This is a genomic window from Hydrogenophaga sp. RWCD_12 (assembly GCF_046604225.1).
Classification (GTDB): Bacteria; Pseudomonadota; Gammaproteobacteria; order Burkholderiales; family Burkholderiaceae_C; genus Hydrogenophaga.
In genome coordinates this window covers 400571-424924 of record NZ_JBKIXC010000001.1, presented here as the reverse complement: position 1 = coordinate 424924, position 24354 = coordinate 400571, and the positions used below count along the sequence as shown (strand labels likewise).

Annotated in this window: 17 protein-coding genes and 1 pseudogene; 13 read left to right on the top strand and 5 right to left on the bottom strand. The window is 66.8% G+C overall.

Translation table 11 applies throughout. The features are described from left to right. Window positions 1-42: 42 nt before the first annotated feature. Window positions 43-1992: pseudogene (gene dnaK / locus ACLIJ1_RS02035) on the top strand (molecular chaperone DnaK); the annotation flags it as partial. 86 nt (window positions 1993-2078) lie between these two features. After that, window positions 2079-3218 carry a molecular chaperone DnaJ gene (dnaJ, locus tag ACLIJ1_RS02030; protein ID WP_411363810.1) on the top strand — a complete coding sequence of 380 codons (1140 nt, stop codon included), beginning with the start codon at window positions 2079-2081 and terminating at the stop codon, window positions 3216-3218. A gap of 66 nt (window positions 3219-3284) precedes the next feature. Here the strand turns inward: dnaJ and ACLIJ1_RS02025 are convergent, their stop codons facing one another. The 3 genes from ACLIJ1_RS02025 to ACLIJ1_RS02015 form a co-directional block, all read right to left on the bottom strand. Continuing rightward, window positions 3285-4103, bottom strand: a complete 819-nt coding sequence (locus tag ACLIJ1_RS02025; RefSeq protein WP_411363809.1) for a glycosyltransferase — start codon at window positions 4101-4103, stop codon at window positions 3285-3287. Between the two features lie 382 nt (window positions 4104-4485). Beyond that, window positions 4486-6330: a DUF1566 domain-containing protein gene (locus ACLIJ1_RS02020; RefSeq protein ID WP_411363808.1), complete on the bottom strand. Its 1845-nt coding sequence runs from the start codon at window positions 6328-6330 to the stop codon at window positions 4486-4488. Window positions 6331-6522: 192 nt separating this feature from the next. Next, on the bottom strand, window positions 6523-7080 hold the full coding sequence (locus ACLIJ1_RS02015) for a flavodoxin family protein (RefSeq protein WP_411363807.1): 558 nt from the start codon (window positions 7078-7080) through the stop codon (window positions 6523-6525). 68 nt (window positions 7081-7148) lie between these two features. Between ACLIJ1_RS02015 and ACLIJ1_RS02010 the strand changes: the two genes are divergently transcribed. After that, window positions 7149-8195 carry a ligase-associated DNA damage response exonuclease gene (locus ACLIJ1_RS02010; RefSeq protein ID WP_411363806.1) on the top strand — a complete coding sequence of 349 codons (1047 nt, stop codon included), beginning with the start codon at window positions 7149-7151 and terminating at the stop codon, window positions 8193-8195. Beyond that, complete coding sequence (locus ACLIJ1_RS02005; RefSeq protein ID WP_411363805.1) at window positions 8192-9847, top strand: ATP-dependent DNA ligase; 1656 nt, start codon at window positions 8192-8194, stop codon at window positions 9845-9847. Before ACLIJ1_RS02010 ends, ACLIJ1_RS02005 begins: the two co-directional genes overlap by 4 nt. Here the strand turns inward: ACLIJ1_RS02005 and ACLIJ1_RS02000 are convergent. Continuing rightward, complete coding sequence (locus ACLIJ1_RS02000; protein ID WP_411363804.1) at window positions 9835-10761, bottom strand: LysR family transcriptional regulator; 927 nt, start codon at window positions 10759-10761, stop codon at window positions 9835-9837. The genes ACLIJ1_RS02005 and ACLIJ1_RS02000 overlap by 13 nt on opposite strands. Window positions 10762-10826: 65 nt before the next feature. Here ACLIJ1_RS02000 and ACLIJ1_RS01995 point away from each other — a divergent pair, with 65 nt between their 5' ends. The 5 genes from ACLIJ1_RS01995 (at window position 10827) to ACLIJ1_RS01975 (ending at window position 16997) form a co-directional block, all read left to right on the top strand. Beyond that, on the top strand, window positions 10827-11732 hold the full coding sequence (locus ACLIJ1_RS01995) for a DMT family transporter (RefSeq protein WP_411363803.1): 906 nt from the start codon (window positions 10827-10829) through the stop codon (window positions 11730-11732). Between the two features lie 94 nt (window positions 11733-11826). Beyond that, window positions 11827-14373, top strand: coding sequence for a ligase-associated DNA damage response DEXH box helicase (locus ACLIJ1_RS01990; RefSeq protein ID WP_411364766.1), 2547 nt, complete (start codon window positions 11827-11829; stop codon window positions 14371-14373). Between the two features lie 71 nt (window positions 14374-14444). Further along, window positions 14445-15068, top strand: a complete 624-nt coding sequence (locus ACLIJ1_RS01985; RefSeq protein ID WP_411363802.1) for a glutathione S-transferase family protein — start codon at window positions 14445-14447, stop codon at window positions 15066-15068. Then, complete coding sequence (gene pdeM / locus ACLIJ1_RS01980) at window positions 15065-15739, top strand: ligase-associated DNA damage response endonuclease PdeM (protein WP_411363801.1); 675 nt, start codon at window positions 15065-15067, stop codon at window positions 15737-15739. The genes ACLIJ1_RS01985 and pdeM overlap by 4 nt, the downstream gene beginning before the upstream one ends. 28 nt (window positions 15740-15767) lie before the next feature. Further along, window positions 15768-16997, top strand: a complete 1230-nt coding sequence (locus ACLIJ1_RS01975) for a mechanosensitive ion channel family protein (RefSeq protein WP_411363800.1) — start codon at window positions 15768-15770, stop codon at window positions 16995-16997. Between the two features lie 12 nt (window positions 16998-17009). Here ACLIJ1_RS01975 and ACLIJ1_RS01970 read toward each other — a convergent pair whose 3' ends face one another. Next, window positions 17010-17840, bottom strand: a complete 831-nt coding sequence (locus tag ACLIJ1_RS01970; protein ID WP_411363799.1) for a CPBP family intramembrane glutamic endopeptidase — start codon at window positions 17838-17840, stop codon at window positions 17010-17012. A 104-nt stretch (window positions 17841-17944) separates the two neighbouring features. Between ACLIJ1_RS01970 and ACLIJ1_RS01965 the strand changes: the two genes are divergently transcribed. Genes ACLIJ1_RS01965 through ACLIJ1_RS01950 form a run of 4 tightly spaced genes read left to right on the top strand, consistent with a single transcriptional unit; the run spans window position 17945 to window position 24315 of the window. Then, on the top strand, window positions 17945-19519 hold the full coding sequence (locus tag ACLIJ1_RS01965; protein ID WP_411363798.1) for a ShlB/FhaC/HecB family hemolysin secretion/activation protein: 1575 nt from the start codon (window positions 17945-17947) through the stop codon (window positions 19517-19519). A gap of 4 nt (window positions 19520-19523) precedes the next feature. Further along, window positions 19524-21782, top strand: a complete 2259-nt coding sequence (locus tag ACLIJ1_RS01960; RefSeq protein WP_411363797.1) for a hypothetical protein — start codon at window positions 19524-19526, stop codon at window positions 21780-21782. Then, window positions 21779-23419 (top strand): gamma-glutamyltransferase family protein, encoded by a 1641-nt coding sequence (locus tag ACLIJ1_RS01955; protein WP_411363796.1) that lies wholly within the window; start codon window positions 21779-21781, stop codon window positions 23417-23419. Before ACLIJ1_RS01960 ends, ACLIJ1_RS01955 begins: the two co-directional genes overlap by 4 nt. Before the next feature lie 50 nt (window positions 23420-23469). After that, window positions 23470-24315 (top strand): plasmid replication/partition related protein, encoded by an 846-nt coding sequence (locus ACLIJ1_RS01950; protein WP_411363795.1) that lies wholly within the window; start codon window positions 23470-23472, stop codon window positions 24313-24315. Window positions 24316-24354: the final 39 nt, after the last annotated feature.

The following is a 24354-nucleotide window of genomic DNA, read 5'->3' as shown; positions in this document are numbered from 1 at the left end:
CACAGCCCACCCACACAGTTATTCAATCTTTCGAACCGGAGCAAAAAAATGGGAAAAATCATCGGCATCGACCTGGGCACCACCAATTCCTGCGTGTCCATCATGGAAGGCAACACCACCAAGGTGATCGAAAACTCGGAAGGTGCGCGCACCACGCCGTCGATCGTGGCCTACCAGGAAGACGGTGAAGTGCTGGTCGGCGCCTCGGCCAAGCGCCAGGCCGTGACCAACCCCAAGAACACGCTCTACGCGATCAAGCGCCTGATCGGCCGCAAGTTCACCGAGAAGGAAGTGCAGAAGGACATCGACCTGATGCCCTACTCCATCGTGCCCGCCGACAACGGCGACGCCTGGGTGGAAGTGCGCGGTAAGAAGATCTCGGCCCAGCAGGTCTCGGCCGACATCCTGCGCAAGATGAAGAAGACCGCCGAGGACTACCTGGGCGAAGCCGTGACCGAAGCCGTGATCACGGTGCCGGCCTACTTCAACGATGCCCAGCGCCAGGCCACCAAGGACGCTGGCCGCATCGCCGGCCTGGAAGTCAAGCGCATCATCAACGAGCCCACCGCGGCCGCGCTGGCATTCGGCCTGGACAAGACCGAAAAGGGCGACCGCAAGATCGCCGTGTATGACCTGGGCGGCGGCACCTTCGACGTGTCCATCATCGAAATCGCCGACGTCGATGGCGAGAAGCAGTTCGAAGTGCTGTCGACCAACGGCGACACCTTCCTGGGCGGCGAAGACTTCGACCAGCGCATCATCGATTTCATCATCGGCGAGTTCAAGAAGGACCAGGGCGTGGACCTGTCCAAGGACGTGCTGGCCCTGCAACGCCTGAAGGAAGCCGCCGAGAAGGCCAAGATCGAGCTGTCCAGCTCGGCCGCGACCGACATCAACCTGCCCTACATCACCGCCGACGCCTCGGGCCCGAAGCACCTGAACATCAAGCTCACGCGCGCCAAGCTCGAAGCCCTGGTGGAAGAGCTGATCGAACGCACGATCGCCCCCTGCCGTACCGCCATCAAGGACGCCGGCGTGGCCGTCGGTGACATCCACGACGTGATCCTGGTCGGCGGCATGACCCGCATGCCCAAGGTGCAGGAGAAGGTCAAGGAGTTCTTCGGCAAGGACCCGCGCAAGGACGTGAACCCCGACGAAGCCGTCGCCGTGGGCGCCGCCATCCAGGGCCAGGTGCTCTCCGGTGACCGCAAGGACGTGCTGCTGCTGGACGTGACCCCGCTGTCGCTGGGCATCGAAACCATGGGCGGCGTCATGACCAAGATGATCGCCAAGAACACCACGATCCCGACCAAGTTCTCGCAGGTCTTCTCGACCGCCGAAGACAACCAGCCGGCCGTGACCATCAAGGTGTTCCAGGGCGAGCGCGAGATTGCCGCCGGCAACAAGCTGCTGGGAGAGTTCAACCTCGAAGGCATCCCGGCCGCACAGCGCGGCATGCCCCAGATCGAAGTGACCTTCGACATCGACGCCAACGGCATCCTGCACGTCGGCGCCAAGGACAAGGGCACCGGCAAGGAAAACAAGATCACCATCAAGGCCAACTCCGGCCTGTCGGAAGAAGAGATCCAGAAGATGGTGAAGGACGCCGAGCTGAACTCCGCCGACGACAAGAAGAAGGTCGAGCTGGTGCAGGCCCGCAACCAGGCCGAAGCCATGGCGCACAGCGTGAAGAAGTCGCTGGGTGAGCACGGCGACAAGCTGGACGCCGGCGAGAAGGAAGCCATCGAAGCCGCGATCAAGGACCTCGAGGAAGCCGCCAAGGGCGACGACAAGGCCGCGATCGAAGCCAAGACCGAAGCACTGATGACCACCAGCCAGAAGCTGGGCGAGAAGGTGTACGCCGCCTCGCAGGCCGAAGCCGCGGCGGCCGGCGCTGCCGGTGGTGCCGAACAGGCCGCTGCCGGTGCATCGTCCTCCGCCAAGGACGACGACATCGTCGACGCCGAAGTCAAGGAAGTGAAGAAGGGCTGATCGCCACGCTCCCGCGTTCAACCCATCGCCGCGTCGGGGCAACCTGACGCGGCGTTTCTGCTCAACCGCCACCCCGATTCACCACCATGGCCAAACGCGATTTTTACGAAGTGCTGGGCGTGCCCAAGAACGCTTCGGACGACGAGATCAAGAAGGCGTATCGCAAGCTGGCGATGAAACACCACCCTGACCGCAATCAGGGAGACGCCGCCAAGGTCGCCGAAGAAAAGTTCAAGGAGGCCAAAGAGGCCTACGAGATGCTGTCGGACCCGCAGAAGAAGGCGGCCTACGACCAGTACGGCCACGCCGGTGTGGACCCCAACATGCGCGGCGGCCCGGGCGGCCCAGGCGCGGAAGGATTTGCCGGCTTCGGCGAAGCCTTTGGCGACATCTTCGGCGACATCTTCGGTGGCCAGCGCCGTGGCGGCGGTGGCCGTCAGGTCTACCGCGGTGCCGATCTGTCGTACGCGATGGAGATCAGCCTCGAAGAAGCGGCCACCGGCAAGGAAACGCAGATCCGCATTCCCAGCTGGGACGACTGCGAAACCTGCAAGGGCACCGGCGCCAAGCCGGGCACCAGTGCCAAGACCTGCACCTCCTGCCACGGCCAGGGCGTTGTGCAGATGCGCCAGGGCTTCTTCAGCGTGCAGCAGACCTGCCCGCACTGCCACGGCAGCGGCAAGATCATTCCCGAGCCCTGCACCACCTGCAGCGGCCAGGGCAAGATCAAGAAGCAGAAGACGCTGGAAATCAAGATCCCGCCGGGCATCGACGACGGGCAGCGCATCCGCTCCAGCGGCAACGGCGAACCCGGCCAGAATGGCGGCCCATCGGGCGACCTCTACATCGAGATCCGCCTGCGCAAGCACGACATCTTCGAGCGCGAAGGCGACGACCTGCACTGCCAGGTGCCGGTGAGCATGACCATCGCCGCGCTCGGCGGCGAGATCGACGTGCCCACCCTGCAAGGCAAGGCCACCATCGACCTGCCCGAAGGCACGCAGAGCGGCAAGACCTTCCGCCTGCGCGGCAAGGGTGTCAAGGGCGTGCGCAGCAGCTACCCCGGTGACCTGTACTGCCACATCGCGGTCGAGACGCCGGTCAAGCTGACCGAACACCAGCGCAAGCTGCTCAAGGAACTCGACGAGTCGTTCAAGAAGGGTGGCCACAAGCACAGCCCGAACGACAAGGGATGGTTCGAGAAGGCAAAGAGCTTTTTCAGCTGATTGCCACTGAAGGGTTCAGAAAAGCGAAGGGGCGACGGGTGACCGTCGCCCCTTCGCATTGTGGAATCAGTATTTCTCGTGCTTCAGAAGCTCCGCGGAAACCAAGTCTGATTTCTCCTGAATCGGAAGAAGGCGCCTTGCAACTTCGTCAAACTCACTCAGGAAAAGCGGTGCAAAACAAGATCGGTGCATCGAATCCAATTCATAGAGATAGTAGGCACCATGGCCTTTGCCTGCACTGATCGCTTCGTATCTGGCAACCTTGCTTTTCCGGTAGCCAAAATCCCGGTAAATCCAGTCCAGATGGACGATGAATCCGTCCAGCGGCGCCTTGGTTTCCGTGCGGAAACAAATCCCGGGCGTATGGAAATCCTTGCAGTAACCCACCGAGAACTTGCGAAACAGTCGCCATTGCCAGTCATACCCATAGAGTGGGTTGGTGGAATACTCAAGATGCGCGCCCGCCAGGTTCACACGGCACCATTTTCGATGGATGCCGATGGCTTCAACCGACAGGAATTCCAGATGCTGCTCAATGAACCGCAACAGTCCGTGCGAGATCAGTTCATCGTCATCAAGGCGCAGCACCCACTCGTTTGAGCAGATGCTCGCCAGCTGTTCGATCGTCGCCTCGACGGTTCCCGCAGGGTTGTCAATGCTGACGACCTTTCCCGCAAGCTTTCTGGCTGCAGCCAGCGTGCCATCCGAACTTTTCGTATCGACACCCACAACAATTTCGCTGAAATACCCAGCGAGGGACTCAAGCAGCAGCGGAAGCCGCGTTTCCGAGTCCTGGGTGAGGACAATCACCGAGACGTTTTCAATCAACTTCCGTTTGGGGCGAAACAGGTTTCCAAACGGAAAATCGGCAGCAGATAGACGCATCGGGTGTGTTTCCCGGATATTCGAGCATCCCTGAAGACATCAGGCCAAAAAAACTCCGGCCCAAGAAGCGGTTATAGAAGTTCAAAAAACGCAGACTTCAAGAAAGCACCAATAGCGCCATGAAGGCGCACTGCCACGAGCAAAAGTATCGCACGGCAGTTGAGCAAGAAAAGCGCCAACGGCGGGCCTCAGCAGGTTCAGGAAGCCGAAGAAGCTGTGCACCGAGAGCCCCCATACCTTCGACGACGGGCACGTGCATCCGCTTCAACGGCAATGGCGAAGCGGGCCATAACGGCGGCTCAAACCGTGACCTCCACATCGATATCCGGCGGAGCGTGACCATCGAAGCCCGTTGAAAACCTGAGTCACCAGGAAGCTGGCTTCACGATGGAGCACGAACCCAACGGACTTGCGCGCTCATTGAACCGACTCGCGCCAGCGGCAAGACATGTCCGTCTGAAAAATCAACGGTCCAAGCTTGCGTGGAGTCATCCACCACGGGTGATGCCGACCAATACCGGGTGCCCGTGGTACCGGGGAAAGCCGTGGCGTCGATGGCTGCCACGCTGCACCAGGGATCGGCCAGGCTGGCAAGTTCCTTGACGTTGGGCAGGCGCCAACCGCCGGCAGGCACCTGTTGCAATGCCTGCTCATGGGTCAGCGAGCTGGCTGCGCCTGTGCATGCGCTGCCATTCCAGCTTTGTCCGTGGCTACAGCGGGCCCAGACCAGCCCGGTCTTGTGGTCGGTCACACGGTCGCCGTCCAACGCAAAGCGCGATGCAGTCGGCATGGAAGGGCAGACTGCCTGCACATCCTTGCCAGGTCCACGCACCAGGCGAATGGCTTTGGGAACACCCGGGAAGGCATTGCGCTCGCCCGATTGGGTCTGACCCGTTTGAAAGTCCACAAAGTCAGCGCGCCATGAGCCGGGACCGGTTGTTCCCTTTGCCCAATACCCGTTGGTGCTCGTATGAGGAAACCAGGCGGTCTGGATCTTCAGGCCAGCGCCCGCAACACCGTAGTTCACCAAGCCCACCAACTCACTGCGCTCGGGTAGGCGCCAGTCTGTGAAACCGCACAGAGCAATGCTGTTGACGTGGTTCACATAGCCGATGCTGTTGGTCAAGGCGTTGATCTCGGTCAGCGTGGGTCTGACATAGCCCAAGGTCGCGTCGTACCTCTGACCCGTGGTGGGGTCGGTGTAATGGGTGAAGGTAGCGCTGCCGGCGCGTATGCCACTGGCGGCTTTCCCCTCCCAGACCAGACCAGTCACGTTGTCCACGACACATTCGGTACGGGCATAGGAGCCTCCACTGCCATTGGGGAGCTCACCGTAGCTCATGGCGTGTTGGGTGATCCGTTGGCCGTCTTGCTGGCTGTTGAGCGACAGGGCTCCGGACGAGTCACACGCGACCAGGGTGGAGCCACCGGCCTGGTAGCACTGCTGACTGGTCACGCCGGAATGCGGCAGCACGCCAACGAACGGTTCAGCCGGTGCCTGCTCCAGTACGTAGTAAGCCACACCTTCATAGGTGTAGATTGCCCCCAGATTGGCCTCGATATGGGCCTTTTCGCTTTCACTGGTGGTGTAGAAGTGGTAGCCCTTGTTGCGCAGGTAAAAGCGATGCAAGGGCCTCAGGCCAGCCCCCGGGACCTGGCTGGCGAGATACGCCGGCCCTTCGTACTGGAACTGCGGCAGGTTGGCGCTGACAAACGCCTTTTCGTCTTCGCTGATGGTGTAGAAGTGGACGCCGTTCTGCAAGTTGAAGAACCGGTGAACCACGCTCAGGCCAGGGGATGCGAAGGCGGTCACCAAGAACGCCTGCCCCTCGTACGAGAAGTCCGACGCCAGGGCGATCAACTGGTCGCGCTCCATGGCGCTGCTGGTGTAGAAATGCGAGCCTACGCGGCTGTTGTAGAAACGAAAAGCAGGCGTGGGGAGGTAGGAGGCGGCAGGATTCGACGCCTTGGATCTGCCGGCTGAGGACAACGCGGTCCCCTGGTCACGGGAGACGGTACGCGCAGCGCGCTGCAGCTCGGCTCTGTTGAGAGAGGCAGCCTTCGTGAGCAGGGCAGCGGTTTGCTCGGAGCTGGGGATGTCGGTGGATTCACTGCCCGCCTTGACACCGGACAAGCGCTCCTCGCCCTGGTTGCCACCGCAGGCAGCAAGGCCTAGAGCCCAAACAATCACAATGAGCAGCGTGGCCCTCTGATGGAACTTCTGCATGAAACCCCCCAAATAAAACATTGCCTTGGTGCGCGTTAAAGTTTCAGCACGCCCGGACCTCGAAATAACACAGCACACCCGGTGAAGTCTCCTCGAGTTTCGGAGCCAGTCGGGAGCAGAGGTTGAGGAACGTCACTCCGGTTGGAGACTCAAACCGGTACCCGTCCGAGAAGTTGAGTCACCTTTGGGCCGCTACCCAAGAAAAAAACTGCTGGCCTTCTCCACGGCATCGGCATCGCCCTTGGCAGCATCCGGTGGCCCGCCCTTGCCCCACAGTACTCCAGCCAGCGGCATGTCCAGAAACTTCGCGCACATCGCGGTCGAGTCGATCATGGGTTGCGCCTTCGCGCGGTCACCGTTGGTGGTGACGAGCCAAAGGTGTTTCTGGCCCATCTGCGCCTTGAACTCCAGCCCCGGCACGCGCAGCCAGGCGCTCCAGTGGTCCAGGTAGGCCTTGAGCGTGGCGGGAAAGCTGAACCAGTAGACCGGCGCGACGAAGACCAGGTCGGTGCAGGCCAGGGTCTGCTCCAGCAGGCCGCGCATCACGCTGCCCACTTCGGGCATCGGGTAGCTGCCGACGGTGTGGCGCTGGTCGATGAATTCGGGGATGCCGGCGCGGGCGAGGTGCACCCAGGTCTGTGTGGCGTCGGCGGACAGGCTGGCCGCGGCCTGCCGGGCCAGCCATTCGGTGTTGCCGACGTGGCCGGGTTCGCGGGTGGAGGCGATGAGGAAGAGGAATTGCTTCGACATAGGTAGCGTCGGGTCTCGTGACTGGTCACGCCATCTTACGCACGCAGCTGCGGCACACTGTGAGCACCATGGTCACGCCAGCCTCCGACCTCATCGTCGCCCGCCCAGAAGGCCTGTACTGCCCGGCGGGAGACTTCTTCATCGACCCCTGGCGGCCGGTGGAGCGGGCCGTGATCACGCACGGCCACTCGGACCACGCGCGCTGGGGCCACGCGCACTACCTGGCCCACACGCACAGCGCGGGCACGCTGCGCCAGCGGCTGGGTGCCGACATCAACCTCCAGACACTGGACTACAGCGAAATGATCGAACACCACGGGGTGCGCCTTTCGCTGCACCCGGCGGGCCACGTGCTGGGCTCGGCGCAGGTGCGCCTGGAGCATGGCGGTCGGGTCTGGGTCGCCTCGGGCGACTACAAGACCGAGGCCGACGGCACCTGCGCGCCGTTTGAACCGGTGCGCTGCGACACCTTCATCACCGAAAGCACCTTTGGCCTGCCGGTCTACCGCTGGCCCACGCAGGCGGTGCTGTTCGACGAAATCAACGCCTGGTGGCGCCGCAACGCCGACGAGGGCCGTGCCTCGGTGCTGCTGTGCTACGCCTTCGGCAAGGCGCAGCGGCTGTTGCATGGGGTGGACGCCAGCATCGGACCCATCGTCGTGCACGGCGCGGTGGAGCCCCTGAACGCGGTGTACCGCGAAGCCGGCGTGGCGCTGCCATCCACACACCGCGTGACCGAGCTGGACAAGACCGCGCTGCAACGGTCGCTGGTGCTCGCCCCGCCTTCGGCCCAGGGCACGCCGTGGATGAAGCGCTTCGGAGCCGACGCGGTCGACGCGTTTGCCAGCGGCTGGATGCTGGTGCGTGGCACACGGCGCCGGCGCGGCGTGGACCGGGGCTTCGTCATGTCCGACCACGCGGACTGGCCGGGGCTGATGAGCGCGATCAAAGCCACGGGCGCGGAGCACATCCGTGTCACGCACGGCAGTGTGCCGGTGCTGGTGCGCTGGCTGACCGAGCTGGGGCTGGACGCGCAGGCGTTCGAGACCGCGTACGGCGACGAGGACGCGCCGGACAAGGCGCCTGAGGTGGTACCAGAGGAGCCTGCTGTATGAAGCGGTTCGCCGCGCTCTACCGCGAGCTGGATGCGAGCACCGCCACGCGCGAAAAGCAGGCCGCGCTGCAGCGCTACTTTGCTGAGGTACCCGCCGCCGATGCGGCCTGGGCGGTGTACTTCCTCGCCGACGGCAAGCCGCGCCAGACCGTGCCCACGCGCGCCCTGCGTGAGCTGGCTCAGGCGGCGGCAGGTCTGCCCGAGTGGCTGTTCGAAGAGAGCTACCAGACCGTGGGCGACCTGGCCGAGACCGTCTCGCTGCTGCTGCCGCCGGCCAGCGCACCGGTGGATCGCGGGCTGGCCGAATGGCTGACGCAGCACTTGCTGCCGCTGCGCGGTCTGCAGCCCGAACCACTGGCCGACAAGCTGCGTGCGCAGTGGGTCGCGCTGCCCGACGACCAGCGCTTCGTCTACTTCAAGCTCATCACCGGCGGCTTCCGTGTCGGTGTATCCAAGCTGCAGGTCACGCAGGCGCTCGCGGCGGTAGCCGATGTCGATGCCAAACGCGTGGCACAGCGGCTCATGGGTTACACCCACATCGGCGCCCTGCCCTCGGCCGCCGACTATGCGGCGCTGGTGGCGCCGGAAAGCACCACCGAACAAAACCAGCAAACCAGCGGACAGCCCTACCCTTTCTTCCTCGCGCATCCGTTCAACGAAGCGCTGGTTCGGTTCGACGAACTGCTCGGCCCACCCGCCAACTGGCAGGTGGAGTGGAAGTGGGACGGCATCCGTGCGCAACTCGTGAAGCGCGCGGGCCAGGTGTGGCTCTGGTCGCGCGGCGAGGAACTGGTGACCGAACGCTTCCCGGAACTGGCTGCGCTGGGCGATGCGCTGCCGGAGGGCACGGTGCTCGACGGCGAAATCGTGGTTTGGAGAGAAGGGAAACCACAGCCCTTCGCCGACCTGCAGAAGCGCATCGGACGCAAGACGCTGGGCCCCAAGATCCTGCGCGAGCTGCCGGTGGCGCTGCTGGCCTACGACCTGCTCGAGCGCGACGGCCAGGACCTGCGCGAACAGCCGCTGCACGCGCGCCGCGCGGCGCTGGACGTACTGGTGCAGGACCTGAACCACCCGCTGCTGATCGCCAGCCCGGTGCTGACCGGCGACACCTGGTCAGAACTCGCAAAACTTCGCGAAGAAGCCCGCGAGCGTGGCACCGAAGGCTTCATGCTCAAGCAGCGCACCAGCGGCTACGGCGTGGGCCGCACCAAGGCCGCGGGCACCTGGTGGAAGTGGAAGACCGATCCGATGAGCGTGGACGCAGTTCTGATCTACGCGCAACGCGGCCACGGCCGCCGCGCCAGCGTGTACAGCGACTACACCTTTGCGGTCTGGAACGCGCCGCCGGGCACCGAAGGCCGCGCGTTGGTGCCCTTCGCCAAGGCCTATTCGGGTCTGAGCGACGCCGAGATGGCCAAGGTCGACGCCATCATCCGCGCGACCACCATCGAGAGCTTCGGTCCGGTACGCAGCGTGCGGCCCACGCTGGTGTTCGAGCTGGGCTTCGAAGGCATCGCGCACAGCCCGCGCCACAAGAGCGGCATCGCGGTGCGCTTTCCGCGCATGCTGCGCTGGCGGGAAGACAAGTCGGTGGACGAGGCCGACACGTTGCAGACCCTGTCGGCTCTGCTGCCCGGTCAGACCCTCTGAGCGCCTGGGCCGAGCGCGGCCACCAGGTGATCGATCAGCACACGCACCTTGGGCGCGGTGTGGCGCGAGGCGGGGAACAGCAGGTAGGCCGTGCCCTGGTAGGCGTTGTCGAACACCCAGTCGGGCAGCAGCCGCACCACGCGTCCGGCGGCCAGCGCCTCGCGCGCCACGAAGTCGGGCACGCAGCCCACACCCAGGCCAGCCTCCACCGCGGCCAATCGCATTTCACTGTGGTTGACGGTGTATCGCCCATCGACCGCGACCTCGACGGACTCTCCATTCCGCACAAAACGCCAGCGGCTGTCGAGCTCCTGCTCTCCCAGCGCCAGGCAGCTGTGCGCCATCAGGTCCTCGGGCGTTTGCACCGGCGCGCGGCCGGCCAGGTAGGCCGGGCTGGCCAGCACGCATTGCTGCACCTGCATGAGCGCGCGGGCCACCATGCCAGGCGGCGGGTTGTCGGTCAGGCGCACCACCAGATCCACGCCTTCGCGCAGCGCATCGACCGGGCGGTCCACCACCATCAGGTGCAGGTCCACCTCCGGGTAGCGGTGCAGGAACTCCAGCAAGGGCGGCTGCAGCACCTGGCGCGCAAAGGCCTTGGGCGCACTGATGCGCACCCGGCCCCGGGGTTCACCCACATGGCCCTCGGCCACGCGCACCGTGGCCTGTGCGGCCGCCACCATTTCGCGCCCGCGCTCCAGCACCTCCAGGCCCGCCTCGGTCAGGCGCAGCTGCCGCGTGCTCCGCTGCAGCAGGGCCACGCCCATCGCCTTCTCCAGCCGCGCCACCTGCCGACTGACGGCCGAGGGCGTGAGTCCGTGCTGCCGCGCCGCGGCCGAAAAGCTGCCCGCCTCCGCCACACGGACGAAGGCCACCAGTTCGTGCATCACCTCAAGGACGTCATCTGTTCTCACCGCGCACAGCTCCTGTTCTGTCGGCCAGTCTAGTCGGCTGGCGAGTGCGCCCGAACAATCGGTGCATGCCTGTTTCGATCACCCTGCCCGCTTCCCGCTCCCGAATGCCCCGCGTCGAATGGCTGCTGCTCCTGGTCGCTGCCATCTGGGGCGGCAGCTACAGCGCTGCCAAGATCGCTACCGACCAGATCCCGGTGCTGCAGTTCCTGGTGCTGCGATTCGGCCTGACCTTCGTGTTGCTGCTGCCCGCGCTGCGCGGGCTGGCGGTCCCTGCCTGGCCATCGGCGCTGGCCGGAGCGGCGCTGCTGGGCTGCAACCTGTTGGCGGTCTTCGTCTGCGAGACCTTTGGCGTGTCGCTGACCACGGCGTCGAACGCGGCCTTTCTGATCAGCCTGTGTGTGGCGTTCACGCCGCTGTGCGAATGGTGGTTGCTGGGACACAAGCCCACCGGCACCGTGCTGGCCGCGGCGGCGCTGTCGCTGCTGGGTGCGGGCCTGCTGGCCTTCCAGCACGGCGGCACGCTGTCGACCCTGGCCTGCGGCGATGCGCTGATGGTGCTGGCCGCGTTCCTGCGGGGCGTCATGGTCTGCCTGACGCGGCGCCAGGGTCAGCGCCATGGCCTTCCAGCTCTGACGATGACGGCGGTGCAGATGGGTGTGATGACGCTGGGTTCTGCTTTGCTGCTGCTGGTGGTCCCAGGGCCAGGGTGGGTGACGCTGCCCGTGACCGCCACGTTCTGGTGGGCCATGGCCTTTCTGGTGCTGCTGTGCACGGTGCTGGCCTTCTTTGCACAGAACTATGCGGCCTCCCGCACCAGCCCTTCTCGGGTCGCGCTGTTGATGGGCAGCGAGCCGCTGTGGGGCGCACTGATTGCGGTCATGTGGCTGGGCGAACGGACGACTCTGCAGGGCTGGCTGGGCGGGCTGCTGATCGTCGCCTCGGCCTGGTGGGTGACGCGGCCCCGGTCTTGACCCTGCACCACGGCGACGCGCGGTCGGGTGACAGAATGGCCGCACCGTGCCCCCCCGCACCCCTCCAACCCCACGACCCGACGCCGCCGCCTGGATGGCCGCGCGCGGCTGGTCGCCCTTCCCTTTCCAGCGCGAGGTCTGGGCCGCGATGGCACGCGGAGAAAGCGGCCTGCTGCACGCCACCACCGGCGCGGGCAAGACCTACGCGGTCTGGCTGGGTGCGCTGCAAGCGCTGGCAGATGCCGATGCGAAGCGCACACCGCCGCTGACCGTGGTCTGGCTCACGCCGATGCGTGCGCTCGCGGCCGACACGCTGCGGGCGCTGCAGACGCCGCTGCCCGCTCTGGCGCCCGCGTGGACCGCCGGCGCGCGCAGCGGTGACACGTCGAGCAGCGAACGTGCGAAGCAGGCCGAGCGCCTGCCGACGGTGCTGGTGACCACACCCGAAAGCCTGACCCTGCTGATTGCGCGGGCCGACGCGAAGGAGTCGCTGGGTCGCACCGCTCTTGTGGTGGTGGACGAGTGGCACGAGCTGATGGGCAACAAGCGCGGCGTACAGGCGCAGCTGGCCATCGCGCGGCTGCGGCACTGGAACCCGGGCCTGCAGGTCTGGGGCATGTCGGCCACACTGGGCAATCTCGATGAAGCCATGCAGACGCTGCTCGGCCCGCAGGCCGCCGCGACCGGCCGCATGGTGCGCGGGCAGACGCCCAAGCAACTGACCGTGGACACCCTGCTGCCGCCGCGCGTGGACCGCTTCCCCTGGGGCGGGCACCTGGGCCTGGCCATGCTGCCGGCGGTGGTGAACGAAATCGAGGGCAGCGGCAGCACGCTGGTGTTCACCAACACCCGCTCGCAGGCGGAGATCTGGTACCAGGCACTGCTCGGCGCCAAACCAGAGTGGGCAGGTTTGATCGCGCTGCACCACGGCTCACTGGACCGTGCGGTGCGCGAGTGGGTCGAGGCCGGGCTCAAGGCGGGCGAGCTGCGCGCCGTGGTCTGCACCAGCAGCCTGGACCTGGGTGTGGACTTCCTGCCGGTCGAGCGCGTGCTGCAGATCGGTTCGCCCAAAGGCATCGCGCGGTTGCTGCAGCGCGCGGGCCGCTCAGGCCACGCTCCGGGTCGGCCTTCGCGCGTGAGCATCGTGCCCACGCACAGCCTGGAGCTGGTCGAAGGTGCAGCGGCGCGCGCGGCGGTCGCAGCCGGACAGATCGAGGCCCGCGAGACGCCTCGGCAGCCGCTGGATGTGCTGGTGCAGCACCTGGTCACCGCCGCGCTGGGCGGTGGCTTCAGGCCCGATCAACTGCTGCCCGAAGTCCGCACGACGGCCGCGTATGCCGCGCTGACGGATGAGCAATGGCGCTGGTGCCTGGACTTCGTGTCGCAGGGCGGTGCCTCGCTGGCCGCCTACCCGGACTACCACCGCGTGGTGGCCGACGAACACGGCCTCTGGCGCGTGCCGGACGCGCGGCTGGCGCGGCGCCACCGCATGAACATCGGCACCATCGTCAGCGACGCCAGCATGGCGGTGCAGTACTTGGGCGGCAGCAAGATCGGGAATGTCGAAGAGAGCTTCGCGGCCCGATTGAAGCCGGGTGACTGCTTCACCTTCGGCGGGCGCCTGCTGGAGCTGGTGCGCATCCACGACATGACGGCCTGGGTCAAACGCGCGACCGGCCGCAAGCCCGCCGTGCCACGCTGGAACGGCGGCAAGATGCCACTGTCGACCACGCTGGCCGACGCAATGGTGGCGCAGCTGGCGAGGGTCCGGATGGGTGATTTCGATGACCCCGAACTGCAGGCCGCACGGCCGCTGCTGGAACTGCAGGCCCAGTGGTCCGCCCTGCCCTCGCCCGACACGCTGCTGGCCGAGACAATGCACTCGCGCGAAGGCACACACCTGTTCCTCTATCCCTTCGGCGGCCGCCATGCGCACCTGGGCCTGGCCAGCCTGATTGCCTGGCGCGTGGCGCAGCGGGCGCCCAACACCTTCTCCATCGCCGTCAACGACTACGGCTTCGAGTTGCTGAGCGCGACGGACATCGACTGGTCCTCCCTGTTGCCCACGCTGTTGCAGGAGCAGACGGACGATGGCGCCTTGCTGGGCGAGATCCTGCAGAGCCTGAACGCGAGCGAGCTGGCTCAGCGGCGATTTCGCGAGATCGCACGTGTCTCGGGTCTGATCTTCCAGAGCCATCCCGGTGAGAAACGCAGCAGCCGGCAACTGCAGGCCTCCAGCAGCCTGTTCTGGGAGGTGTTCCGCAAGTACGACCCGGACAACCGCCTGCTGCAGCAGGCAGAAACCGAACTGCTGGCGCAGGAACTGGAGGTCGGCCGCCTGCGCGACGCCCTGCGCCGCATGGCGCGGCAGACCCTGGTTCTCAAGACCCTCGAACGCGCAACACCATTCGCGTTTCCGCTGATGGTCGAGCGCCTGCGAGAGAAACTGAGCAACGAAAGCGTGGCCGACCGCATCGCGCGCATGCTGGCGCAGCTGGAGAAAGCGGCTGGTGGAGCGCCTGGCAGCGATGCCGAAGCGGTGCGCGGCTCGCTGGCCTTTGGCCGCGAGGGAGCACCAGACAAATCAGCGCCCCGCGAGAAGCGTGACCGGCGCCCGCACCGGCCCCGAAGACCCCTTTAGGCTGCGCGCCCCAGCCCAGAACCCCCATTCACCAACACAATCCGTCGCTTCACGCCTTCCACGGAAATCCCATGACACTCATCGTCCACCACCTGAACAACTCCCGCTCGCAGCGCCTGCTGTGGATGCTCGAAGAGCTGGAGCTGCCCTACGAAATCCGCTTCTACGAGCGCAACAAGCTCACCATGCTCGCGCCGCCCGAACTGAAGGAAGTCCATCCGCTGGGCAAGTCGCCGGTGCTGGAAGACGGTGCGGTGAAGCTGGTGGAGACCGGCGCGATCTGCGAATACCTGGTCGAGAAAACGGGCCGTCTCGGTCCGGCCGACAGCGGTGTGGGAGTGCGCCGCTACCGGCAGTTTCTGCACTACGCCGAAGGCTCGGTCATGCCCATGCTGCTGCTGATCCTGGCGATGTCCAAGATCCCGTTGATGGGAAAGATCGCGATCCGGAAGGTGCAGCCCATGCTGGACGTTCACCTCGACTACATCGAGCAGGAACTCGCCTCGCGCCCCTGGTTCGCGGGCCAGCAGATGACCGCCGCCGACATCATGATGAGCTTCCCGCTCGAAGCGGCCGTGTCGCGCGGCGGCCTCGGCGCTTCGCGACCCGCCACCATGGCCTGGCTCAAGAAGATCCACACCCGCCCGGCCTACCAGGCCGCGCTGAAGAAAGGTGGCGAATACGACTACGCATGAGCACCCACGCCACCGTCCACTGGGCCGGTGAGGCGCTGCACCTGTTGCCCAGCCATGCCCTGTGGTGGCCGGCAGGTAAGACGCTGCTCATCGCCGACCTGCACCTGGGCAAGGCCGCCAGCTACCGGGCGCAGGGTCAGCCCGTGCCGGGCGGCACCACGCGCGAGAACCTCGCCCGGCTGGACGCACTGATCTCCGGGCACCGGCCGCAACGGCTGGTGTTCCTGGGCGACTTCATGCACGCGGCCGCCGGGCGCACGCCCTCGCTCCTCAAGGCCCTGGAAGACTGGCGCGAGCGGCACCGCGGCATTGACATGACATTGGTCCGTGGCAACCACGACGACCGAGCAGGCGACCCGCCGCCCGAGACCAGCATCGAAGTGGTCGACGAGCCCTGGCTGCTCGGCCCGTTCGCCTGCTGCCACCATCCACAAACCCACCCGACACATTTCGTCCTGGCGGGACACCTGCACCCGGTCTGTCGCCTGAGCGGAAGGGCCAACGACGCGCTGCGTCTGCCCTGTTTCGTCAGCGAGGCGGGTCAGGCCGTCCTGCCCGCCTTCGGCGCCTTCACCGGCGGTCACCTCATGCCCGCGGCACCGGGCCGAAACTTCCATGCGGTCGGCGGGCAGCGCGTCTGGGTGCTCCCGGCCGCCGCGCCCTTTGCATAATCGGTGCACCCGAACGAATCCGGCGCACATGACCTTCGATCCGAACACCCTGTCCCTGCTGAAGTCCGTGGGCATCGGACTGGCCTGGTCCCTGCTGGCCACGCTGCTGGCCTGGCTGCTGCTGCGCGCCATGCTCTACACGCGCCGCTGGTTGCGACTGCGGGTGCAGACCGCACTGCGCGAGCGCAAGGGTTCCCTGAGCCACTACGTCGATTTCGCACGCTCGTCGCTGCAGTTCCTCGGCGACGTCATCCTCTGGGGTCTGTGTTTCCTGCTCGCCGACGTCTGGGTGACCTTCGTGCTCGAGCAGTTCGACGCCACCCGCCCGTGGGGCGAGCGCTCGACCGCCTGGCTGATCGAAACCCTGAGCCACCTGGCCACCAGCATCGCCGGGGCCTTGCCGGGTCTGGTGGTAGCGGTGCTGATCTTCACCCTGGCACGGCTTGTCTCGCGCGCCAACTCGGCGTTCCTCAACCGCGTGCAGCGCGGCGAGGCCAGCGTGGGCTGGCTGGACATGGACACCGTCACCCCCACGCGCCGCATCAGCAATGTGGCGATCTGGCTGTTCGCCCTGGCGATGGCCTACCCCTATCTACCCGGTGCCAACAGCGACGCTTTCCGTGGCGTGTCGGTGCTGGTCGGTCTGATGCTGTCGCTCGGCGGGTCGGGCGTGATCGGTCAGGTGATGGCGGGCATGTCGCTGATGTATTCGCGCTCGCTGCGCGTGGGCGAGTACGTGCGCATCGGTGACACCGAAGGCACAGTGACCCAGCTGGGCGTCTTCGCGACCAAGCTGCACACCGGCATGGGCGAAGAGGTCAGCCTGCCCAACTCGGTGGTGTTCGGCCAGCCGGTGCGCAACTTCTCGCGCCTGGTGCAGGACGGCCGCTTCGTGCTGCAGACCACGGTGACCATCGGATACGCCACGCCGTGGCGCCAGGTGCACGCGATGCTGCTGGAGGCCGCGCGCCGCACGCCGGGTGTGGCACCGGAACCTGCGCCTTACGTGGTGCAGACGGCGCTGTCGGACTTCTATGTGGAATACCGCCTTTGCGCCCAGAGCAACCGCGCCGCCCCGGACAGCCGCGCCAAGGCCATGAGCCATCTCAACGCCAACGTGCAGGATGTGTTCAACGAAAACAGCGTGCAGATCATGTCGCCGCACTACATGACCGACCCGCCGTCGCCGCAGGTCGTGGCTCCCGACGCGGCCTGGGCCGCGCGCCAGCCCCAGCCGCCCCTGACGCCCCGGGCCTGATCCGTTGACGGGTCAGTCTGTGTATGGCGCCAGCGCGGGCGTGCGCCAGAGCGTCCACAGACTGAAGAGCCCCAGCAGCAAGGCGAACACCGACAGCGTCAGCGAGGCGGTGTTGGGGGCTCCCGCCGCGACGTAGCGCACGGTATCGACCACCGACCAGTCGTAGACCGCGTGGCCCAGCATGGGCAGGAGCAGGGAGCGGGTGTTGACCGCCACCAGCAGGAACACCGAGCCCATCAGAAAGGTGTTGACGAACTGGAACACGGCTCCGATGGGCGGCACGCCGCCGATCAGGTTGAGCAGGTGCACGCAGGCAAACGCCAGCAGGGCCGCCAGCCAGCCGCGCCGCCAGCCCCACCAGCGGCAGAAGGCTGCCAACGCCAGGCCACGGAACAGCCACTCCTCGTTCAGGCCCACCACCAGCGTCGTGCGCAGCAGCTTCCAGCTGGTCGCCGCATCTGGCGCCGCGTCCACGGGAATCTGCGTCGCCACCCAGATCCGCACGGCCACAGCCGCTGCCACCAGCAACGCCAGCGGCGCGAGGTACCGCAGCGGCGCAGGCCGTGGCGCGCTCAGCCCCAACCGCTGCCTGGGCCAGAACAGCGCGGTGGCCACCAGCAGCAGCGCCGACACCTGCAGTTCGGTCCAGAAGTAGCCGACCACGAAAGCCGGACTGGTGTAGGGGTCGGTGGCCCGGATTTCGCCCCAGCCCAGCAGCACGAACGCGACCAGCAGCACGCCCCAGACCGGAGCCCGGCGGTCCAGCGGATCGGGGCCGCTTCCGCGTCCGGCAGCGTTGAGGCTTTCGTCCAACAGCCCGGTTTCAGGACCACGAAATCGCATGACAAGCCTCCCGACTGGGAAAAGAATGGGGGCAGTATGACAAATTGGCGTTCGGGTTCCCGTGTCGCAACACGACGGGAGCCGCAAAACCAGGGGGGCCAGGGATGCATCCAGCCAGACACACCACACCACCGATTTCGCGCCTCGTTGGCGGCGCGGTTCTTGTCATGGCCTGCGCCACTGGCGAGGCGCAGACTCCACCCGCTGCCGATTTCGCCGAGCTGCCGTACCGGCCCGCACACCTGGAAGTGACCGGTGCCAGGGCCTATGCCGCCGAAGACCTGCTGAAGTTCTCGCTGGCCTGGCTGCGCAGCCGCGGTCAACCGGTCACGGCCCGCTCGGTGGCCGAGGGCATCGAGCAGATTTATCGTGAAGACGGCCACGCCCTCGCCGAAGTGGCGGTCCGCCCCGACCCGGGCACCGCGTCGCTGCGCTGGGAAGTCATGGAAGGCCATGTGGCGCAGGTCAACGTGATCGGCGCCGACGGGCCAACCCGGCTGCGCATCGAGCGCTATCTGAACTCGGTGCTGCACCCGGCACCGCTGATGCAGTCGGAACTGGAGCGCGCGGTCGCCCTGGCCGACGACCTGGCGAACGTCAACGTCACCTCTTCGCTGGTGCCCTTGCAGGGTGACGGCCACCGCCTGGACGCGACGGTCACACAGAACCTGCCGTTCACCTCCGCCAGCATCGACTGGGTGCCGATGCGACCCGGTTACTCCACCCGTCTGGGCCTGCAGCACGAGCGCTACAGCGTGATCAACGCGGGCGACCTGTTGCGCCTGCAAGGCATGGTCACGCGCGACCGCAGCGATGGCCATTCCTGGCTCGCCCGCTTCCACTACCGCACACCACGCGGCGACGACGGCGACTACCTGGAAATCATCGGTGGCAACGGCCGTTCCGACCGCGATCCCGGTGGACTGGCGCTGAGCACCGAACTGCGCGGCACCAACGTCACCGCTGCCTGGGGCTACCCGGTCCAGCGCGACCTGCACGCCTTCAGCTACGTGATCGGCGCACTCGACTTCTCGCGCGCCCGCATGAAGGTCGGCGACGCGACACCACGCAGCGAAGCCACCGCCGCCCGCGTCTACCTGGTCAACGGCGACACCGCCAGCGATGGCCGCCTGCTGCAGTACACCGTCGAACTCAGCGCCGGTGTGCGACCGTCGACCCCAACGGGTCAAGCCGACGACGGGCGCTCCCGCTTCGTGCACGCCCGGGCAGGCCTGGGCACCTCGGGCCACTGGACACTGGGCCGCTCGCTCATGAGCTACCGCTTCGAGAGCCTGGGGCAATGGACCTCGCAGTCGCTGCCTTCGGTGGAAAAGTTCAGCCTGGGCCACTACCCGTTCCTGCGCGGCTACGCGCCCGCCGAAGTCGCTGGTGACCGCGGTGCGGCCTTCACCTTCGAACTGGCCCATCACGGATCACACGACGGCGGTACGAACCGGCTCTCACCGTTCGTCTTCGTGTCCGCCGGCCGCGCATCCACCGTCGCGACCGCGTTCGCGGCCAGCAGCGCGCGCACGCTGGCCTCGACCGGGGTCGGCCTGCGCGGCAACCCGGTCGACCGCATCGGCGTGGAAGCATGGTGCGCGTGGCCGCTGCGTGACGGTCCGCTGTCGGAAAAACGTGACCCCGCCTTCTACCTGCAAATCGGCACCCAGTGGTGAAGCCATGAAGTCCAACATCCACCCCTCGACACGAACGCTCTGCGTCGTTGCCGCAGCCGTCCTCCAGGCACTGCCTGTCCTGGCCGACGGCCATCACACCGGCTGGTGCCAGGGAGTCCACAACCCGCACAGCAACATGGGCTGCTCTGGTGGGCACCACAATTCCGGCGGCAACTACGGCTACACCCCGGACGTCACCCCCAATGGCGGCAACGTCAAACCCGGGACCACGCAAGGCCCTACGCCGCAGGTTGTCACGGTCACCGGCGAGACCAGCACCACCGTTGTCGATCCGCAGACCAACCCCGGGGCGATCACCCAGCAGCCGACCACCACGACCCAGACCCAGGCGGTGCCGAGCATCGTGATCCATCGGCCGCGCCCGCAGCCGGTCGTCGGCCCGCCGCAGACCACGGTCTACAACCCGCCCGGCACCGGCGCAACATCCGGCACGCAAGCCCCGCCGCAAGGACCGCGCTTCGTCGATGGGCCGTTGATGCAGCAGGCTCCCGCGCTTCCGCCCACCCGCACCCCTACCCAGACGCCGCAGGTGCAGTCGGTGCCGCCGCTGACCACGGCCCAACGTCTGCCGGTGCTGCCTCCGCAGCCGCCGGTGCGGCCACCCACACAGACGCCGGTACCCACGCAGATCCAGGCACCGCCGCAAGGACCGCGCTTCGTCGATGGGCCATTGATGCAGCAGGCTCCGTCGCTGCCACCCACCCGCATCCCGACACAGGTTCCACAGGTGCAGTCCGTGCCGCCGTTGACGGTGTCCGTGCAGGGGCCGTCCGTGCAGACGCCGCAACCGCCCGTGGCCGTTCCGACGGTACAACCGCAACGGCCGCCGGTGGTCATGGCGCAGCCGCAGGTTCCGGTGACGACAGTCAATCCGGCCATTCCGCTGGCGCAGCAACAGCCTGTCGTCACGTCGACCCCGCAGCCGCTGGCGCAGCCGACGCTGCCAATCGTGACCAACGGCAACAACCAGCCGCCAGTCTCGGTGCCGACCGGCCAGCAACCCAAGCCACCCGTGATCACGGCACAGCCCCAGGTCCCGGTCACCTCCAGCAATCCGGCCATTCCGCTGGCGCAACAACAACCTGTCGTCACCTCGACCCCGCAGCCGCTGGCGCAGCCAACGCTGCCAATCGTGACCACCGGCAAAACCCAGCCTCTGGTGGCAATGCCGCCTGGCCAGCAACCCAGGCCACCCGTGATCACGGCACAGCCCCAGGTCCCGGTCACCTCCAGCAACCCTGCGATTCCGCTGGCGCAACAACAACCTGTCGTCACCTCGACCCCGCAGCCACTGGCGCAGCCAACGCTGCCAATCGTGACCACCGACAACAACCAGCCTCCGTTGGCAATCCCGCCCGGCCAGCAACCCAGGCTACCCGTGATCACCGCGCAGCCGCAGGTGCCAGTGACGACAGCGAACCCGGCCATTCCGCTGGCGCAGCAACAGCCTGTCATCTCTTCCACGCCGCAGCCGATCGCGCAGCCAACGCTGCCAATCCTGACCACCGGCAACAACCAGCCGCCAGTCTCGGTGCCCCCCGGCAAGCAACCCAAGCCACCCGTGATCACGGCTCAGCCGCAGGTGCCAGTGACGACAGTCAACCCGGCTATCCCCCTGGCGCAGCGGCCTCCGGTCACGACATCGACCCCACAGCCGCTGGCACAGCCCACGCTGCCGCCGACGGTGATCACGGCGCAGCCGCCGGTGGCCATTCCGCCGGTCCGTCAGCCCGGGCCTGCGCAGGTGCAGGCCCAGCCGCCCATCACCATTGCGCAGACCGCTACAGGTCCGGGCCAGACGCCGACCGTCGTGACCCCGACGCCTCACATCGGCCTCGGTGTCCCGAACGTCCCGACCGGCTCAGGCACCGGTCCCACCAGCCTGCCCGGCGATCCGCGCGCCGGCGACAACGGCAGCCCCTTGTCGCTGCCCAGCGGTGTGCCTGCGGCGGCGGCCGTCAACGCCGGCGGGCGCGCCTGGGTCGTGACCGGGCTTGGACGCCAGCCGGCCCACCAGTTGCCGACGCGCAGCGAACCCATCGAAGCCACGACGCCGATCCAGTGCGTGGCGTCCGGCTTCGGTCTGCGCCGCGCACAGAAGGCCGACGGCAGCTGGGAGATCACCGGTCTCCATGAACAGCTGCGCACCACCGAATCGGTCATCCGCAACATTCCTGCAAACCACCACCGCGATGCGGGTTGCCTGATCGAAGTGCGCCGTCGCGTGCCGACCTCGGGATGAACGGCGCGCCCTACGCTTTCGATGCCCACGCCGGCTACCCCAGCCGGCGTCTGCCGCTGTTCGCGCGCAACATCGTCAGCACCTCGCATCCGCTGGCTGCGCAGGCCGGTCTGCGCATGCTGCTGCAGGGCGGCAACGCGGTCGACGCGGCGATTGCCACCGCCGCCGCGCTGACCATCACCGAACCCGTCAGCAACGGGCTCGGCTCGGACGCGTTCTGCATCCTCTGGGACGGCCAGCAACTGCACGGCCTGAACGCCAGCGGTCCCGCGCCGATGGCGTGGACTCCGGACTACTTCCAACGCAAGTACGGCGGCGACGCACTCACGCCGCCCAAACGTGGACTCGACGCAGTGACCGTGCCGGGTGCCGTGGCAGGCTGGGCCGCGCTCAGCCAGCGATTTGGCCAGTTGCCGTTTGCCGACCTGATGCAACCCGCGATCGAACTGGCCGAACGCGGTTACGCGGTACCGGTCGTGGTGCAGCAGAAATGGGCCGCGGCGACGCCAGAGCTGTATGCGCTGCCCGGTTTTGCGGACGCGTTCCTGCCGCGGGGCCGCGCGCCGCAGGTGGGTGAGCTGTTCCGTTTTCCGGCCGCCGCCAACGGCCTGCGCGCCATCGCGGAGTCCAAAGGCGAGGCGTTCTACCGCGGCGCCATTGCGCAGGCGCTGGCCCAGTTTTCGGCAGCGCAGGGTGGCGCGCTCACCGAAGCCGACCTTGCGAACTACCAACCTGAATGGGTCACCCCCATTGCACAGGACTACCGCGGGTACACGCTGCACGAGATCCCGCCCAACGGCCAGGGCATCGCGGCGCTCATCGCCCTGGGCATCCTTTCGAACTTCGACCTGTCTGCCATGAAAGTCGACAGCGTCGCGGCGCAGCACCTGCAGATCGAGGCGATGAAGCTGGCCTTTGCCGATGTCTACCGCTTCGTGGCCGAGCCCAGTGCGATGGACGCGACGGCCGCGCAGATGCTCGACCCGGCGTACCTTCAGCAGCGAGCGAAACTCATCGACCCGCTCCACGCGCAGGACTTCGGCGCCGGCAACCCGGCCAGGGGCGGTACGGTCTATCTCACAGCCGCCGACGAGCGCGGCATGATGGTCAGCTTCATCCAGAGCAACTACATGGGCTTCGGCTCCGGCGCCGTCGAGCCCAGCTTCGGCATCAGCCTGCAGAACCGCGGCCACGGCTTCAACCTCAGTGCCGGCCCGGGCCGCAACACCGCCAACCTGGTCGCGCCGGGCAAGCGCCCTTTCCACACCATCATCCCGGCCTTCCTCACCAGGGACGGGCAACCGGTGATGAGCTACGGCGTGATGGGCGCCAACATGCAGCCACAGGGCCATGTGCAGACCCTCGTGCGCATGCTTGACCACGGCCAGCACCCGCAGGCCGCCTGCGACGCGCCGCGCTGGCGCTTCGACGCCGGGCTGCACATCAACGTCGAATCGGCGATGGATCCGGCCGTGGTGCAAGGCCTCAAAGACCTGGGCCACCAGACACGGAGCATCGACGACCCGTACCAGGACTTCGGGGCCGGTCAGTTCATCTGGCGCCTGGGCGATCCGGGTGCGGAAGGTTATGTGGCCGCCAGTGATCCGCGGCGCGACGGCATGGCCGTGGGGTTCTGACGACTTCCGTTTCTCTACAATCGCGCCCTTTTGCCCGAGGGAAGCTTGTCGTGAACATCGTCGTCCTGGAAGAACTCAAAGCCTACATCGAGCCGCTCACCCCGGACGAACACGATGCGCTGGAGCGCAGTCTGCTGGCCGAAGGTTGCCGCGACGCGCTGGTGCTGTGGGGCGACATCCTGGTCGACGGCCACAACCGCTACGGCATCTGCCAGAAGCACGGCCTGCCGTTCCAGACGGTGCAGAACCCGCGCTTCATGTCGATGGAAGACGTGCACCTGTGGATGATCGACCAGCACCTGGGGCGCCGCAGCCTGTCGGACTTCCAGCGCGGCGTGCTGGCGCTGCGCAAGCGCGAGATCGTGGCCGGGCGGCGCTCGCGTGCCAAGGCAGAGAAGCTGGTGTCCGCCGAAACGACGGCCCACGATGCCGTCGACGAGCAGACCACGCAGGCGTCTGCAATGGCCGCCGTGCTCGAACCCAAGCCCATGCAAAGCCGCGAAGACATCGCGCGCGCCGCGCGCCTGAGCAGCAGCCAGGTCGGCATGATCGAAAAGATCCAGAAACAGGCAACGCCCGAACTGGTCGCGGCTGTGCGCGCCGGCGACATCTCGCTCAACGCGGCGGCCGTCGTGGCCACGCTGCCGGAAGAAGAACAGCGCGCGGCGGCGATCGCCGGCAAGGACGAGCTCAAACAGGCTGCCAAACGCGTGCGCGAGTCGCGCCGCAAGCCGCGGGACGACGCTGACACGCCAACCGACAACGCCGTGGGCACAGACGATGAACACACAGCCAGCGATGAGGTGCAGGCACTGCGCCGCCGCGTCGCCCAGCTGGAAGCGGAAAACGCCGACCTGCGCCAACAAGTGCAGTCACTGAGCGCACAACTGGTCTGATCGCCGATGTGAAGCCGCGGCGGCGGCGCAGCATGCGGG

Coding starts and splice junctions, on each gene's coding strand:
- dnaJ (WP_411363810.1), top strand. CDS start 2,079: ATGGCCAAACGCGATTTTTACGAAGTGCTGGGCGTGCCCAAGAACGCT.
- ACLIJ1_RS02025 (WP_411363809.1), bottom strand. CDS start 4,103: ATGCGTCTATCTGCTGCCGATTTTCCGTTTGGAAACCTGTTTCGCCCC.
- ACLIJ1_RS02020 (WP_411363808.1), bottom strand. CDS start 6,330: ATGCAGAAGTTCCATCAGAGGGCCACGCTGCTCATTGTGATTGTTTGG.
- ACLIJ1_RS02015 (WP_411363807.1), bottom strand. CDS start 7,080: ATGTCGAAGCAATTCCTCTTCCTCATCGCCTCCACCCGCGAACCCGGC.
- ACLIJ1_RS02010 (WP_411363806.1), top strand. CDS start 7,149: ATGGTCACGCCAGCCTCCGACCTCATCGTCGCCCGCCCAGAAGGCCTG.
- ACLIJ1_RS02005 (WP_411363805.1), top strand. CDS start 8,192: ATGAAGCGGTTCGCCGCGCTCTACCGCGAGCTGGATGCGAGCACCGCC.
- ACLIJ1_RS01995 (WP_411363803.1), top strand. CDS start 10,827: ATGCCTGTTTCGATCACCCTGCCCGCTTCCCGCTCCCGAATGCCCCGC.
- ACLIJ1_RS01990 (WP_411364766.1), top strand. CDS start 11,827: ATGGCCGCGCGCGGCTGGTCGCCCTTCCCTTTCCAGCGCGAGGTCTGG.
- ACLIJ1_RS01985 (WP_411363802.1), top strand. CDS start 14,445: ATGACACTCATCGTCCACCACCTGAACAACTCCCGCTCGCAGCGCCTG.
- pdeM (WP_411363801.1), top strand. CDS start 15,065: ATGAGCACCCACGCCACCGTCCACTGGGCCGGTGAGGCGCTGCACCTG.
- ACLIJ1_RS01975 (WP_411363800.1), top strand. CDS start 15,768: ATGACCTTCGATCCGAACACCCTGTCCCTGCTGAAGTCCGTGGGCATC.
- ACLIJ1_RS01970 (WP_411363799.1), bottom strand. CDS start 17,840: ATGCGATTTCGTGGTCCTGAAACCGGGCTGTTGGACGAAAGCCTCAAC.
- ACLIJ1_RS01965 (WP_411363798.1), top strand. CDS start 17,945: ATGCATCCAGCCAGACACACCACACCACCGATTTCGCGCCTCGTTGGC.
- ACLIJ1_RS01960 (WP_411363797.1), top strand. CDS start 19,524: ATGAAGTCCAACATCCACCCCTCGACACGAACGCTCTGCGTCGTTGCC.
- ACLIJ1_RS01955 (WP_411363796.1), top strand. CDS start 21,779: ATGAACGGCGCGCCCTACGCTTTCGATGCCCACGCCGGCTACCCCAGC.